A 14,439-nucleotide genomic window follows, 5' to 3' on the forward strand; every position below is an offset into this window, starting at 1 on the left:
GTCAGGACTCCTGGTGGGGTGCGGTGGTCAGTTCGGTGCGCAGTTGATCGTCGAGGGACACGCGGACCAGTGCCGCGGCCAGTTCGGCGGGTTTGCCGGCGGCGAGGTCGCCGAGTTCGTCGGGGGAGGTGGGCAGCCCGAGGTCGCGGGCCGCGTCCCGGGCGCGGCGGTCGAAATGCGGACGCACCCAGGGCCATACCGCCTGGACCTCGCGCAGGAAGAGGTCGGCACCCACCTCGCCGATGCCGGTGAGGCCCTGGAGGTCGGCGGCCGCGCGCGACACGTCGTGGCCACTCCGCTCGCCGAGCCGGCGCAGGTCTCCGCCGAACTCGTCGCGCACCCGGGTGGCCAGGTCGACCAGACGGGTCGCCGAACTCTCGTCGTAGCGCGCATACCCTGCACGTCCGAAGGCGGCGATGGCGGACGCGCGGTCGCCCTCGAGCACGGCCCGCGGGGTGCGCAGCCCCGCCCGGTTCAGTTCACGCGCCGCGGCGGCGGCCACGTCGGCAGAGATGGGCTTGCTCGCCAACATCGCCAGCACCAACAGCTGGAACAACGGCATCGGCTTGTCCTTCAGCCGAATTCCGCTCTGCTGGGCATACGTGCGGCCCGCCATCCGCATCAGGCGGGACACCAGCTTCGACGCATCGGACATCGCCGACCGGATACCCTCGGCGGCCGCAGACAAACCGCGCGTTCCCCCGCCACCGCGACCAGACGCAAATGTCCCCGAATCCGCAGGATCCGGGGAACATTTGCGTCTGGTCGCGCTGGGGTCAGGCGGCTGCCGTCACCGTCTCGGCCGCCGGCTCCAGCGCCAGCGCCACGATCTCGGCGACGTCGGTCATCGGCCGGACGTCCAGCGCCGTCAGCACCTCGGCCGGGACCTCGTCGAGGTCCGGTTCGTTGCGCTGCGGGATGAACACGGTCGTCAGACCGGCCCGCTGGGCGGCGAGCAGCTTCTGCTTCACCCCGCCGATGGGCAGCACCCGGCCGTTCAGCGTGACCTCGCCGGTCATGCCGACGTCACCGCGAACCTGCCGGCCGGTGGCCATCGACACCAGCGCCGTGACCATCGTGACGCCCGCCGAGGGCCCGTCCTTGGGCACCGCGCCCGCGGGCACGTGCACGTGGATCTGCCGGTCCAACGCCTTCGGGTCGACACCCAACTCCCGTGCGTGGGCGCGCACGTAGGACAGCGCGATCTGCGCCGACTCCTTCATGACGTCACCCAGCTGACCGGTGAGCTTCAGCCCCGGTTCGGCGTCCACCGAACCGGCCTCGATGTACAGCACGTCGCCGCCGAGGCCCGTGACGGCCAGACCGGTCGCCACGCCGGGCACCGCGGTGCGCTCGTTGGACTCCGGCGTGAACCGGGGACGGCCCAGGTACTCCACCAGCTCCGGCTCGTCGATCGTGACCGGCGACGGGTCGCCGTCCAGCTTGGTGGTCACCTTGCGCAGCGCCTTGGCCAGCAGCCGCTCGAACTGCCGCACGCCCGGTTCACGGGTGTAGTCGGCCGCGATCTTGCGCAATGCGGCGTCGGTCACCGTGACCTCACCATCGGCCAGGGCGGCCCGCTCGGCCTGCCGGGGCAGCAGGTAGTCCCGGGCGATGGCCACCTTGTCGTCCTCGGTGTAGCCGTCGATCTGGATCAGCTCCATGCGGTCCAGCAGCGCCGACGGGATGTTCTCGATGACGTTGGCCGTCGCCAGGAACACCACGTCGCTCAGGTCCAGGTCCAGCTCCAGGTAGTGGTCGCGGAAGGTGTGGTTCTGCGCGGGGTCCAGCACCTCCAGCAGCGCCGACGACGGGTCGCCGCGGTAGTCCGACCCGACCTTGTCGATCTCGTCGAGCAGCACGACGGGGTTCATCGACCCCGCCTCGCCGATGGCCCGCACGATGCGGCCCGGCAGGGCGCCGACGTAGGTGCGCCGGTGGCCGCGGATCTCGGCCTCGTCGCGCACGCCGCCCAGGGCGACGCGAACGAACTTGCGGCCCAACGCCCGTGCGATGGACTCACCGAGCGACGTCTTGCCGACGCCAGGAGGCCCCGCCAGCACCATCACGGCGCCGGAACCGCGGCCGCCGACGACCGCCATCTTGCGTTGGGTGCGACGGGCCCGCACGGCCAGGTATTCGACGATGCGGTCCTTGACGTCGTCCAAGCCGTGGTGGTCGGCATCCAGCATCGCCCTGGCGGCAGCCAGATCCGTCGAGTCCTCGGTGGTGACGTTCCACGGCAGCTCCAGCACGGTGTCGAGCCAGGTCCGGATCCAACCGCCCTCGGGGCTCTGGTCGCTGGCGCGTTCCAGCTTGCCGACCTCGCGCAACGCGGCCTCGCGCACCTTGTCCGGCAGGTCGGCGGCTTCCACGCGGGCGCGGTAGTCGGCGTCATCCTCCTGGCCGTCGGGACCCAACTCGCCCAGTTCCCTGCGGATCGCGGCGAGCTGCTGGCGCAGCAGGAACTCCTTGTGCTGCTTGTCCATCCCGGCGCGCACGTCCTCGGCGATCTTGTCGTTCACCTCGGTCTCGGCCAGGTGTTCGCCGGTCCACTCGACCAGCCGGCGCAGGCGCGCGGCGACGTCCTCGGTCTCGAGCAGCTCGCGCTTCTGCACGTCGGTCAGGTACGACGCGTAGCCGGCGGTGTCGGCGAGCGCGGCCGGGTCGGTGATCTTGTTGACCACGTCGACGATCTGCCACGCCTCGCGGCGCTGCAGCATGGCCAGCAGCAGCTTCTTGTACTCGGCGGCGACCGCCTTCGTGGCGTCGTCGACGTCGCCGTCGGGCACCTCGGTGACCTCGACCCACAGGGCCGCTCCCGGTCCCGTGGTCCCGGAACCGATGTGGGCGCGGCGTTCGCCGCGCACGATCGCGGCGGCGCCGCCGCCCGGGGTCCGGCCCACCTGGACGATCGAGGCGATGACGCCGTGGGTGGGGTAGCGGTCGTCGAGACGCGGGGCGATGAGCAGCTTTGCGCTCTCACCGTCGGTGGCGGCGATCTCGGCCGCCTCGACGGCCGCGCGGGCGGCGTCGTCCAGTTCGATCGGCACCACCATGGTCGGCAGCACGACCGGTTCGCTCACGAACAACACCGGCACGGCGATGGGTTGTGGCATCTGTCCTCCAAAGTTGAACCTGATGCGCTCAACCTCGTGCGGTGCCGCTTTGTTCCCATCGCGTTCTCGCCGACTTGGCGATCATGACCGTCGCGACCATCAGCGCACCGAGGAACGTCCACGACACCACGGAGGTGACGCCGTTGGCGACGTCGACGGACGTGCGGGCGATCACGGCGAGTCGCACCGCGACCTCGGCCAGCAGTCCCACCCCCCACATCGCCGAGAGCCGGACGTGCACGCGGCGCCGGTAGGCCGCTTCCTCCGGGGTGTCCGCGGGGTCCTCGTCGGCGGACGGCGTGGCCGGGGTGCCGGGCCGGGCCCGCTCGGCCACCACCTGCGTCAGTGGTGTACCGACCACGCAGCTGCCCAGGAACATCAGCCCGCCCAGGCCGTTGACCAGCGTATTGCCCGCCAGGATCAGTTTCGGGTCGGTGGTGATGAGCGCGACCGCCAGGCTCAGTCCGAACGTCAGCAGCAGATAGCCGGCGAACGGGTCGAGACGCCGCATCCGGATGGCGTCGTGGGCCACCTTGACCCCGGACACCAGCGTCGCGGTCAACAGGGCGGCGTACTCCGACGCGCCGAGCGCACGCAGCCCGTAGTAGGCGATGAGCGGGGGCGCGACGTCGAGCAGGACGGGCAGGAGCGATCGGGCGGCAGACGGACCGGCCGCGGGCTCGGAGTCGGCATGGCTCACGGGTGCCGACTCTAGGGTGCGCCGCTGGCAGGTGTCTGACCAAGGCCGTCACCGCGTCGGGGAATGCGAGCGGGTGACCGGTGGTCGTAGTCGTCATGACCCGACACGACATCTCGACGGATCCACTCCACGGCCGCGTGGTCGCCATCACGGGTGCCAGCAGCGGCATCGGAGAGGCCACGGCACGATTGCTCGCCGGGCGCGGCGCACGCGTGGTGCTGGGCGCACGCCGCGCCGATCGGCTCGAGGCCGTGGTCGCCGACCTGCGGGCCGTCGGTGCCGAGGCGGTCGCCGTGGCCACCGACGTCACGCGTCCCGCCGACGTGGAGGGGCTGGTCGCCCGTGCCGTCGCCGAGTTCGGTGGGCTGGACGTCCTGGTGAGCAACGCGGGTGTCGGCAGCATCGGGCCGCTCGGCGACGGCGACGTGGCGGGCTGGGCCGCGATGGTCGAGGTGAACCTGATGGGGGTGCTGCACGGCATCGCGGCCGCCACGCCGGTCTTCCGGCGGCAGGGCCACGGGCACTTCGTGACCATGGTGTCGACGGCAGGGCTGAAGATCGTGCCCACCATGGGCGTCTACGCCGCGACCAAGAACGCGGTGCGCACCGTGATGGAGGCGCTGCGCCAGGAGTCGACCGACGGCGTCGTCAAGACGACGTCGATCTCGCCGGGATTCGTCGACACCGAATTCGACGGCACCATCACCGATCCCGAGTTGCGTGCCCAGATCCGCGCCAGCATGGCCGATTTCGGCCTCGATCCGGCTGCGGTGGCGCGCGCCGTCGCATTCGTCGTGGAGCAGCCCCACGACGTGGAGATCGGCGACCTGACCATTCGGCCGACACGCCAAGGGTGACGGGAAACGACGGGAGCCTGCCGTCTCCTCGTGGAAACGACAGGCTCCCGGTGCCTTTCGGCGGTGCCCTGCGGGCCGGCGACTACGCGACGGCTTGCGCTCCGAGCACGCGCTGGATGTCGGGCTTCATCATCTGGAGCTGCTGGCCCCAGTAGCCCCAGCTGTGCGTCCCGTTGGGCGGGAAGTTGAACACGCCGTTGGTGCCACCGGCCGCGACGTAGTTGTCACGGAAGGTGAGGTTGGTCCGCAGCGTGAATCCCTCGAGGAACTGCGCGGCCATCAGGTTGCCGCCGCCACCGGAGGTGTCCAGATCCGAAGGCGTGCCCGTGCCGCAGTAGACCCAGATGCGGGTGTTGTTGGCGACCAGCTGGTTGATGTTGACCATCGGGTCGTTGCGCTTCCATGCCGGGTCGTTGGACGGGCCCCACATGCTCTCGGCGTTGTAGCCGCCGGCGTCGTTCATGGCCAGGCCGATCAACATGGGCCACCAACCCTCGGACGGGTTGAGGAAGCCGGACAGCGATGCCGCGTACACGAACTTCTGCGGGTAGTAGATGGCGTAGTTCATCGCGGCCGCACCCGACATCGAGAGACCGACGACGGCGTTACCCGTCTGCGAGACACCGCGATTGGCCTCGAGCCAGGCGGGCAGCTCCTGGGTCAGGAACGTCTCCCACTTGTAGGTGTAGTTCTGGCCGTTGCCCTGGGAGGGGCGGTACCAGTCGCTGTAGAAGCTGGACTGGCCACCGACCGGCATCACCGTCGACAAGCCGGACTGGTAGTACCACTCGAAGGCCGGGGTGTTGATGTCCCAGCCGCTGTAGTCGTCCTGGGCGCGCAGGCCGTCGAGCAGGTACACGGCGTGGGGGCCGCCGCCCTGGAACTGCACGCGGATGTTGCGGTTCATCGACTGCGAGTACACGTCGAGGTATTCGACGGGCAGTCCCGGCCGGGAGAACGCCCCGGCGGTCGCCGAGCCTCCCGCGAAGCCGATCAGCGCGGGCAGGATCAGTGCCGCGAAGCCGGCCACCACCAGCCGACGAAACCACGTGCCACGGATCTTCCTGACGTACTTCATAACGGCAACCGACCTGCCTTTCTGTCTTTTCCAAGCAATCGCCGTTGCTTTTCGAGCGAAAGTGAATCACGTCGATGTGGTTCGAAACGCCCGTCGACGCGGCCATTCGACATCGCGGTTGGCTAACGATTCCGACTCGCGCTCGAGACCGTGCACCCCGCCGTAGCCTGTGACCAGTATGAATGATGTGTTTGACGGGGTCAGTGTGACTACGCCGTGCACCGTGCCGAACGTGCCGTCGTGACGCCGTCGTGACCGCCCCGTCTGCGACACGTGACCGTCTGACGTGCACGAAGGGTGACGTCGGACCGGGCTAGCAGAACTTTCGCAGTCCCGCGACGGCCTCTAGGGCGCTCGGCGGCGAGGAACTGGGGGCGGCGCCGGCGGTCTGGAGCCGACGCAAGCCAGCAAACAGTTGCGGGTCGACGCACCGGGCCGTCGGGCCGCTACCGGGTCAGTCCGCGGTGGCCAGCGCGCGGCGCACGTCGTCGCGGCGCTCCTCGATGGCACGGCCGATCTCTTGGAGCAGCAACGGCTTTCCCATCACCAGGTGCTCCACGTCGGCGCGTTCGATCTGCAGCACCGTCACCTCGTCGACGGCGAACGCGCTGGTGTCCACGGGTTCTCGGGTGAGCGTGGTCGAGCCGATGAAGTCACCCTCGTGCAGGGTGCGCACCGTGATGCGGGCACCGTCGTCGCGCCGGGCCACCAGCCGCACCCGGCCGTTGACGATGAACGACATGCGCTTGGGCACTTGACCGTTCAACTGCAATGCCTCGTCGGCGCCGTAACGCGTGATCCGGATGCGCGGCAGCAGTGCATCGTGCTCGGCCTCGGACAGCCGCAGCGCCGGAGCGACCATCCGCAACGAGGTGGCCACGTGCTCGACGGAGGAGAAGTCGTCCTCGGCGGCGTCGAGGTTGAGCCGCTCCCGGCGCGCGGCGTACCACACCCACCGCAGGAACGTGGCGCGTGCGGCCCCTCCGTCGGCGGGCGAACGCAACGGAATCGTCGTGCTGTACTTGCCCGCCCCGGCCGTCGAACTCGTGGGCATCGCGCCGGGAGGCAGCTGGGGGAGGTTGGCCGCCGTGCGGGTCAGCAGGCCGCACACGTCGTCGGGCGGATTCGACAGGTCGAACTCGGTCTCCACCGCAATCGAATGGTCACCGGGTGGGCGGCTGAGGTTGGTGAACGACGCCGCAGCCAGCACCGAGTTGGGAATGATCTGCAGGCCGCGCCCGGTGTCGATGTGCGTTGCGCGCCAATTCACTTCGACCACGCGGCCCCGTGCCGACGGGGTGTCCACCCAGTCGCCCAGCTGGAACGGCTGCTCGAACAGCAGCAGCAGGCCCGAGATGATCTGACCCACGGAGTTCTGCAGGGCCAGGCCCAGCACGATCGACGAGATGCCCAGGGCGGTGAACAGGCCGCCCACGTTGGCGCCCCACACCCAGGACAGGATGATCGCCAGCCCGATCGCGATCACCAGCACCCGCGCCACGTCGAGGAAGATCGACGGGATGCGCTTGCGCCAGGAGCCTTCCGGAGCGCCCTGGAACAACGTGGCGTTGAGCCCGCTCAGCACCAGCACCAGCACCAGGAAACCCAACGCGGTCGCCACGATGCGCACGCCGGTGGCCTGGGCGGGCACCTGGTTGGCCTTGACGAGCAGCAAGAGCAGCGCGCCCAGCGGCAGGATGTAGTTGCGGGTCACGCCGACGGGTTTGGCCAGTGCGCTGCCGCGCCGCGTCAGGGCCCCGCGCACCTCGGTGAGGATCACCAGGAGCACCGGCAGGGCGATCGCCACCCCGACGGCCCAGTAGAACCACGACGCGTCGATGGTGCGGGTCACGACGAGCGCTCCGCGAGCTGCCAGATGGGCTCTGCGACACCGTCGACGTCCAGCTCACCGGCAGGGACGAAGGTGCGGGTGTCGCGCATCGCGTCGTGCACGCGCGACGTCACGTAGATGCCGGGCTGGGGCGAACCGCGCTGCACCTGGTTGGCCAGATCGACCGCCGCACCCCACATGTCGTAGGCCAGGCTGGAGCGTCCGACCAGGCCGCTGCTCACCGTGCCGGTGTCGATGCCGGCGCGGAGCTTGAGCGTGCTGCCGGTCTCGCCGTTGAACCGGTCGACGATGCGCTGCATCTCGACGGCGAAGTCGACCGTGCGGCGCACGTTGTCCAACCGTGGCACGGTCAGGCCGCTGCTGGCCAGATAGCCGTTGTGCAGGGTGCGGACCCGTTCGACCCCGAGATTGTCGGCCGCGGAGTCGAATTGCCGCACCAAGCGGTTGACGACCGACAGCGACTCGTCGGAGGTGAGATCGGCCGAGAACTCGTCGAGGCCCGCGATGTCGGCGAAGATCACCGTCACGTCCTGGTGGTCCTGGGCGATGGTCTCCTCGCCCTCGCGGTATCGGGCGACCACGGTCTCCGGCATCAGCGACCGCAGGATCCGCTCGTTCTCCTCGCGCTGCTCGTTGAGCAGGTCCTCCTTGATGGCGAGGTTACGGCTCATGTCGTTGAAGGCGATGGTCAGATCGCCGAACTCGTCGCGCGAGGTCACCGGCAGCGTGCTGCCGTAGTCGCCGGAGCTGATCCGTTGGGCGCCGGTCTCCAACCGCCGGATCGGGCGGACGAACAGCCGCGCGAGCAGCATCGCCGCGATGCAGACGCAGAAGATGATGGCCACCGTCGAGAGCACCAGCGTGCGCGTGAACGCGGCGACGGGGGCGAATGCCTCGGACGTGTCGATCTTGGCGATCACCGCCCAGCGCAGGCCGGGGATCTCGGCGGGGGCGTACGCCTGCAGCGTCTCGTGCCCGAGGTAGTCGTCGGCGATGAGCGTGCCGCGCTGACCGCGCTGGGCGAGCTTGGTCGCATCGGTCGCCACGGGCTGCACCAGCGTCGTGCCGTGCTGGCGGATGGCCTGCTCGGCGGCGTCGGGCGGCGTACCCGCGTCGATCACGTCGCGCTTGTAGAGCTGCGGATCCTCCAGGAAGAGCCGCGAATCCGAGCGCATCAGGTCGTCGGGACCGACGATGAACGTCTCGCCCGTGGCGCCCATGCCGGACTCCTGCCACTTGCGGTCCGTGGTCATCAACCGGTTGATCTTCGAGATCGGGAACTGCAGTGCCAGCACCCCGTCGACGCGGCCCTGCGCGCCGACGGGGGAGAGGAACCAGGCGGTGGGTTCGTCGGCGGGTTGGTACTCGCCGAAGTCGGTGATCCCCACGTAGTCGACGGTGGTGGAGTCCAGGGCCTTGGCATAGGCGTCGGTGAGCAGGCTGCCCCGGTAGGGGCCGGTGAACACGTTCGTGCCCAGATCGACGCTCTTGTAGGCGCTGTAGACGACGTTGCCGCGGGTGTCCAGCAGCAGCGCGTCGTCGAACTCGAAGCGGTTGACGATCTCGCGGAAGAAGTCGTTGAACCGCGCGTTGGCGGCCGACCACGCGCTGCCGTCGCGGGCGTCGTCGTTCTTGAGGGCGGCGTTCCAGTCGTCGAACGGCGCGGTGTAGTTGGCCTGCAGGTAGCGCGCGGCGTTGCCGGTCGGCAGGAGCGCGCTGACGTCGGGCTGGGTGCCCCACTGCCGTTCCTCGGACTTGGCGAAGACGTTGGTGTAGTAGTCGACGAGCCCCTGTTGCTGCTGGGGTGTGATGGTCGCCGTGGCGAGCTGGTCGAAACCTGCCGTGAACGCCTCGAGAGCCTGGGTGGCGGTCGAGCCGCGCGAGTACACCACCAGGGAGTTCTTCAGATCGCCGAGCTGGCCTTGCAGCTGTCGGGTCTGGGACTGCCGGATCTCGGTGAGTCGGTCGAACACCGAGGCGCGCAACGAGTTCCGGCCCGACTCGAAGCCGATGTAGCCGACGACCGCTGCCGAGACGATGCTCGTCACCAGCAGCATGATGAGCAGCTTGCTCTGGATGCTGATGCGGGACATGACGCCGCGACTCTTGCGCAGGGACGGCCGCTGCGTGGTCGCCGCGACGTCCGGCTCCGGCGGCGTTGACGTGCTCATCGAGTGCAGAGCGTAAGTCTGCCGCTCCCGTCGTGCTCACCAATCGTGGAATGTCGACCTCGGCGGTGTCCCGACGTGACACCGTCGAGACATGTCGAGCGCCGACCCCCATGACCTCGCCCGGTTCGTCACCGCTCAGAGCGGCGCGTACGACACCGCGCTCGCCGAGCTGCGCGCGGGCCGCAAGCGGACCCACTGGATCTGGTACGTGTTCCCCCAGCTGCGTGGGCTGGGCAGGAGCGCGATGGCCACCGCCTACGGCATCGGGTCGCGCGCCGAGGCGCTCGCCTACCTCGACCACCCGCTGCTCGGTCCCCGCCTGCGCGAGTGCGCGGGGGTGGTCGCGGCCACCGCGCGCGACACGGCCACCGCGGGCGACACGACCAACACGGCCCACTCCGGCGCCACCGCCCGCGAGATCTTCGGGTCACCCGACGACGTCAAGGTGCGCTCCTCGATGACCCTGTTCGCCACCGCCGCGACGACGGCCGGCCGCGACGCCACGGTGTTCGAGGCCGTGCTCGACCGGCTCTACGGGGGTCGTCCGGACGACGCGACGCTGCGGCTGTGGCACGAGCTGCCGGCATGAGCCGGGAGCGCGCCCGACTCGGCGGCCTCAGAGCGCGATGACGGCCCAGCCGTGGCCTGCGACCTCGAGTGCGCTGACCTCGTGTTCCGGCGGTGCGCCGGATCCGGCCAGCACGCGGCCCGAGCCGCCGCCCACCTCGGTGAGGTCGAGGTGCAGCGGTGCGTCGTCGACGTTGAGCGCCACCAGCAGCGCGCCGCCGTCGCCGTCGACGCGGTAGGCGTACTGGCGGTTGTCCAGCGTCAGCGCCGTGGTCCGCGCGGTGTGCAGCCAGGGGTGCCTGCGGCGGAGACCGATCAGGTGCTGGTGCGTGCGCCGCAGGTCGTCACCCAGGTCGGTGGCGGGTGGATGGGGTGCGAACTCGGGGCGCACCGCGTCGTCACCGCCCGCGCGGTCCTCCTTGACGCCGCGATAGCCCCACTCGTCGCCGGCGTACACGCTGGGCGTGCCACCGACGGTGAACAGCAGGGCCAGCGCGTGCTCGACGTGGCGCTCGTCGTCGAGCTTGCTGGCGATGCGGGTGACGTCGTGGTTGCCGACGAAGGTCATGGGCACGAAGGTGTCGAGGAACTCGTCGTGGCGGCGCAGCGCATGGTCGAGTTCGTGGAAGTTGCCGTCGTTGAGGCTGCTCCAGATGGCCTTCCACAGCTCGTACTGGGTCACCGAGTCGTAGCCCGCGGCGCGGACCAGCGCCGCATAGTCGCCGTGGATCACCTCGCCGACGATCCAGGCGTCCGGGAACTCGGCCCGCACGCGGGGCAGCACGCGCCGCCAGAAGCGCGGCGACATGGCGTAGGCGGCGTCCAACCGCCACCCGTCGGCGCCGCGTCGCAGCCAGTGCGCCATGACGTCGGCGACGTAGTCCACGACCTCGGGATGGTCGTGGTTCAACGCGATCAGGCCGTCGTGCCCCTCGAAGGTCTCGAAGCCGGATTCCTGTGGCCGGAACCAGGACGCGTCGCCGCCGGCGGCGGCGTCGCGGTAGCGGGGGAAGTCGGTGCCGACGTGGTTGAAGACGCCGTCGAGCAGGACGCGCAGGCCACGGCGGTGCGCCTCGGCGATCAGGCGATCGAAGTCGGCGTCGTCACCCAGGCGCGCGTCGATGCGGTAGTGGTCGGTGGTGTCGTAGCCGTGCGTGCGGGAGGCGAAGATGGGGCCGAGCGCCAGCCCGGAGGCCCCCAGCGTCGTCGCATGGTCCAGCCAGTCCACCAGGCGCAGCAGCCGGTGCTCGTCGGCCGTCGGCGGCGTGGGATTCGGGAACGCGCCGACGAAGCCGAGGGGGTAGACCTGCCACCAGATCGCATGGCGCACCCAGTCCTTGGCGGCGGGGGTGACGGCGTCGTCGTGGGCCCCCGAATGAGCCTGGGAATGAGCCTGGGGATCGGTCATGGTCGAAACGCCGCCTCGTACAACGACTTCATCTCCTCGGTGAGATCGGCGGCGGGCCCGTCGACGGGCACGCGCGGGGCCACCGCATTGATGGGCAGCGGGGTCACCGGTGCGGGCGTCGACCCCCATTCGGCCTGCCATGCGGCGAGCTGTTCGCCGGAGGCCGCGTAGACCACGCGGCCCAGCCCCACCCACGCGTGCGCGGCCGCACACATCGGGCAGTGCTCCCCGGAGGTGTAGACGGTGGCACGCACGCGCTGCACCGGCGCCATGTGCGAGGCCGCCCACCGCGCGATCTCGAACTCGGGGTGGCGGGTGTGGTCGCCGTCCTTGACGCGGTTGCGGTCCTCGAACAGCACGCGACCGTCGGCGTCCACCAGGAGGGACCCGAAGGGTTCGTCGCCGTCGGCGAGCGCGTCACGCGCCAAGTCGACACACCGGCGCAGGTGGCGGAGATCCTCGGCGGTGACGGGCACGTTCGCAGTGTAACGACGGGGGTCTCACCGCAGCGCCCGGTCACCGTCCGATCAGTCGCCGTCCGATCAGTCGCCGACCTCCAGCCGGCACGCGCACGATGCGCGCACCGGCACGTCGGCGCGGGCGGCGGCCAGCTCCAACTGCTTGCCGATGATCGTGGCCTCGTCCGTGCGACCCAGCCGCACCAGGCACTCGTGGTAGCCGTGCAGGCTCCACACGTTGCCGGGGTGCTGGCAGCAGCGCGCCAGCGTGGGGTCCAGCCCGAGGTCGGCCGCGTACACGGCGGCGGCCTCCGCGACGCGTCCCTGCTCCAGCAGCAGTGCCCCCAGCGCGTGCCGCGTGGGCTGCATCCATCCCCAGGGCTCGTCGTAGGGCAGCGAGTCGTCCAACTGCACGGCGCGGCGCAACGCGGCGAAGGCTTCGTCGAAACGTCCCTCGCGGTAGGCGATCTCACCGTCGAGCATGGCGCCGGCCACCGCGAGGACGTCGCGGCTGGTGTTGTTGAACAGGTAACGCGAGTCGGGGATGCGGGCGTACGCGGCGGCGAACGCAGCCTGCTCGGCCTTGGCCGCGGGCAGGTCGCCGGTGGCCGCGTGGGCGACGCCGCGACCGTAGTGGACGGTGGCCGTGGTGGTGCAGTACAGCTCGGTGTCCTCGGGCAGCGGGTGGGCGATCAACTCGGCCCAGCGGCCGAACCGCACCGCCACGTGCACGTCGAGTGGAACGAAGGCCTCCAGCCAGTCGGCCATCGGGGGGCTCTGGATGGCCAGCAGGTCCGGGGTCAGCTGCGCGGCGAGTTCGGCGGCGGCTTCGGCGGCCGTCGCGTGTCGGCCCTCGAACATCGCCGAGTACACCACGAAGTGCAGATCGTGAGCGCGGTAGAGCGAGTAGAAGTTCAGCGGACCCTCGGCCTCGACGAATCGCCGATCTGCCTGCACCGCAGCCTGATTCGCCAACACCGAGCTGCGGTAGTCGCCGCACAGCACGTCGATGTGGCTCGGCATGTGTCGAAGGTGCCCGGCGTCGGGCACCAGTCCGCGCAGCAGGTCCGCCGCGGGCAGTGCGTCCTGCGGGCGCACCGACATCTCCATCGCGTGGACGTACAGGTGCAGCACGCCCGGGTGCTCGCGGCCGCTACCCGAGGCCAGGGTGGCGTCGAGCAGGCCCACGGCCTCGATCACCCGCGACCCGGGTGCGGGTTTCCCGGTGCGCGTGTCCCACAACGCCCATGCGGTCACGTTGAGCAGCGCATCGGCGGCCAGCGCCTGGACGTCGACGTCCTCGGGATGGCGGGCCGCCAGGGCCGTCATGGCGTCGGCGTAGGCCGCGTTGCCCGCGGTCAACGCTGCGGTGTCGTCGGGGTCGTCGGTGGGGAAGCGCGCCGTGAGGGCCTCGATCAGACCGCGTTCGACGTCGGTCGCGCGGCTCGTCGCGGCCCGGCGCAACTCGGTGCGCGCGCGCCTCAGGGAGGCGGTGAGGTCCACCGGGTCGAAGGCGTCCCAGGCCTTGTTGTAGTTCGGGCCCACCGCGTAGGCGATGCCCCAGCGGGCGAGCGCGAGATCCGGGTCGTGGACCAGGGCCCGCTCGAAGCAGCGGACCGCCTCCTCGTGGTTGAAGGCGTACGCCCACACCAGTCCTCGGTCGAACCAGATCCCAGCCTCCGGCGCGGGCGAGTCGATCGGCCTGCGGTAGGACCCGAGGTCGTAATACGGCTCCAGCGGGGTCGTCACGACGTGCACGATAGTGCGTGACGCGGTCGGGCATCCGCGGTGTGAGGCGCCCGACCGCACTACGGTGGCGGGTGTGATCAGATGCGTGCGGTTGTGGACCGGGTCGGACGGCGGGTCCCACGTGGCGGTGGGTCGGCTGGACATGCGGCCGGGCCGCAACGGCGACCTGTTGACCGGTGCGATGTCGGCCGCGCACGTGACGGTCGAGGAGACCGCCGGAGGGGGAGCGCTGGCGTGGCACACCGCGCCCGTGCGGCAACTGGTGGTGACGCTGGCGGGCACGCTGGACTTCGTCACGCGTGACGGCGAGGACTTCACGCTTCGTCCCGGCGACGTCCTGCTGGCCGAGGACACCGTCGGCAGCGGTCATCAGTGGACGCTGCGGGGCGACGACCCATGGCGGCGCATGTACGTCGTGTTGGCGCCGGGCACCGAGGTGCCGTTCCTTCCGGACTGAGGCGCCCGCCGAGCCGGTGACTC

The 14,439-nt window shown here is 70.4% G+C and carries 12 protein-coding genes; 3 read left to right on the forward strand and 9 right to left on the reverse strand.

Going from position 1 to position 14,439, the window contains the following annotated elements; genetic code table 11:
* Position 1 precedes the first annotated feature (1 nt).
* The 3 genes from AC30CM_RS12480 to AC30CM_RS12490 all read right to left on the reverse strand — a co-directional run bounded on the left by AC30CM_RS12480 (position 2) and on the right by AC30CM_RS12490 (position 3,819).
* On the reverse strand, positions 2 to 655 hold the full coding sequence (locus AC30CM_RS12480) for an endonuclease (RefSeq protein WP_490117186.1): 654 nt from the start codon (positions 653 to 655) through the stop codon (positions 2 to 4).
* Between the two features lie 121 nt (positions 656 to 776).
* Positions 777 to 3,119 (reverse strand): endopeptidase La, encoded by a 2,343-nt coding sequence (lon, locus tag AC30CM_RS12485; RefSeq protein ID WP_490117187.1) that lies wholly within the window; start codon positions 3,117 to 3,119, stop codon positions 777 to 779.
* 28 nt (positions 3,120 to 3,147) lie between these two features.
* Positions 3,148 to 3,819, reverse strand: coding sequence for a VC0807 family protein (locus AC30CM_RS12490; protein WP_490117188.1), 672 nt, complete (start codon positions 3,817 to 3,819; stop codon positions 3,148 to 3,150).
* 95 nt (positions 3,820 to 3,914) lie between these two features.
* Here AC30CM_RS12490 and AC30CM_RS12495 point away from each other — a divergent pair, with 95 nt between their 5' ends.
* Entirely contained in the window at positions 3,915 to 4,676 is a 762-nt protein-coding gene (locus AC30CM_RS12495; RefSeq protein ID WP_490117189.1) for an SDR family oxidoreductase, read from the forward strand.
* A gap of 82 nt (positions 4,677 to 4,758) precedes the next feature.
* Here the strand turns inward: AC30CM_RS12495 and AC30CM_RS12500 are convergent, their stop codons facing one another.
* From AC30CM_RS12500 to AC30CM_RS12510, 3 genes are all read right to left on the reverse strand, one after another.
* Entirely contained in the window at positions 4,759 to 5,754 is a 996-nt protein-coding gene (locus AC30CM_RS12500; RefSeq protein WP_490117190.1) for an esterase family protein, read from the reverse strand.
* A 454-nt stretch (positions 5,755 to 6,208) separates the two neighbouring features.
* On the reverse strand, positions 6,209 to 7,606 hold the full coding sequence (locus AC30CM_RS12505; RefSeq protein WP_490117191.1) for a mechanosensitive ion channel domain-containing protein: 1,398 nt from the start codon (positions 7,604 to 7,606) through the stop codon (positions 6,209 to 6,211).
* Complete coding sequence (locus tag AC30CM_RS12510) at positions 7,603 to 9,777, reverse strand: adenylate/guanylate cyclase domain-containing protein (RefSeq protein WP_490117192.1); 2,175 nt, start codon at positions 9,775 to 9,777, stop codon at positions 7,603 to 7,605. The genes AC30CM_RS12505 and AC30CM_RS12510 overlap by 4 nt, the downstream gene beginning before the upstream one ends.
* 91 nt (positions 9,778 to 9,868) lie before the next feature.
* Here AC30CM_RS12510 and AC30CM_RS12515 point away from each other — a divergent pair, with 91 nt between their 5' ends.
* Complete coding sequence (locus AC30CM_RS12515) at positions 9,869 to 10,366, forward strand: DUF1810 domain-containing protein (RefSeq protein WP_490117193.1); 498 nt, start codon at positions 9,869 to 9,871, stop codon at positions 10,364 to 10,366.
* A 27-nt stretch (positions 10,367 to 10,393) separates the two neighbouring features.
* On the opposite strand, the gene AC30CM_RS12520 is transcribed toward AC30CM_RS12515, so the two are convergent.
* From AC30CM_RS12520 to AC30CM_RS12530, 3 genes are all read right to left on the reverse strand, one after another.
* The gene (locus AC30CM_RS12520; protein ID WP_490117194.1) at positions 10,394 to 11,752 is read right to left on the reverse strand and encodes an alpha-amylase family glycosyl hydrolase; all 1,359 of its coding nucleotides are present in this window, start codon (positions 11,750 to 11,752) and stop codon (positions 10,394 to 10,396) included.
* Complete coding sequence (locus AC30CM_RS12525) at positions 11,749 to 12,228, reverse strand: nucleoside deaminase (RefSeq protein ID WP_490117195.1); 480 nt, start codon at positions 12,226 to 12,228, stop codon at positions 11,749 to 11,751. The genes AC30CM_RS12520 and AC30CM_RS12525 overlap by 4 nt, the downstream gene beginning before the upstream one ends.
* 66 nt (positions 12,229 to 12,294) lie before the next feature.
* The gene (locus tag AC30CM_RS12530) at positions 12,295 to 13,959 is read right to left on the reverse strand and encodes a tetratricopeptide repeat protein (protein WP_490117196.1); all 1,665 of its coding nucleotides are present in this window, start codon (positions 13,957 to 13,959) and stop codon (positions 12,295 to 12,297) included.
* A gap of 85 nt (positions 13,960 to 14,044) precedes the next feature.
* Between AC30CM_RS12530 and AC30CM_RS12535 the strand changes: the two genes are divergently transcribed.
* Complete coding sequence (locus AC30CM_RS12535) at positions 14,045 to 14,416, forward strand: cupin domain-containing protein (RefSeq protein WP_490117197.1); 372 nt, start codon at positions 14,045 to 14,047, stop codon at positions 14,414 to 14,416.
* Positions 14,417 to 14,439 lie beyond the last annotated feature (23 nt).

It is taken from the genome of Mycobacterium sp. DHQP2018-32-09, from assembly GCF_058148405.1.

Coding starts and splice junctions, on each gene's coding strand:
- AC30CM_RS12480 (WP_490117186.1), bottom strand. CDS start 655: ATGTCCGATGCGTCGAAGCTGGTGTCCCGCCTGATGCGGATGGCGGGC.
- lon (WP_490117187.1), bottom strand. CDS start 3,119: ATGCCACAACCCATCGCCGTGCCGGTGTTGTTCGTGAGCGAACCGGTC.
- AC30CM_RS12495 (WP_490117189.1), top strand. CDS start 3,915: ATGACCCGACACGACATCTCGACGGATCCACTCCACGGCCGCGTGGTC.
- AC30CM_RS12500 (WP_490117190.1), bottom strand. CDS start 5,754: ATGAAGTACGTCAGGAAGATCCGTGGCACGTGGTTTCGTCGGCTGGTG.
- AC30CM_RS12510 (WP_490117192.1), bottom strand. CDS start 9,777: ATGAGCACGTCAACGCCGCCGGAGCCGGACGTCGCGGCGACCACGCAG.
- AC30CM_RS12515 (WP_490117193.1), top strand. CDS start 9,869: ATGTCGAGCGCCGACCCCCATGACCTCGCCCGGTTCGTCACCGCTCAG.
- AC30CM_RS12520 (WP_490117194.1), bottom strand. CDS start 11,752: ATGACCGATCCCCAGGCTCATTCCCAGGCTCATTCGGGGGCCCACGAC.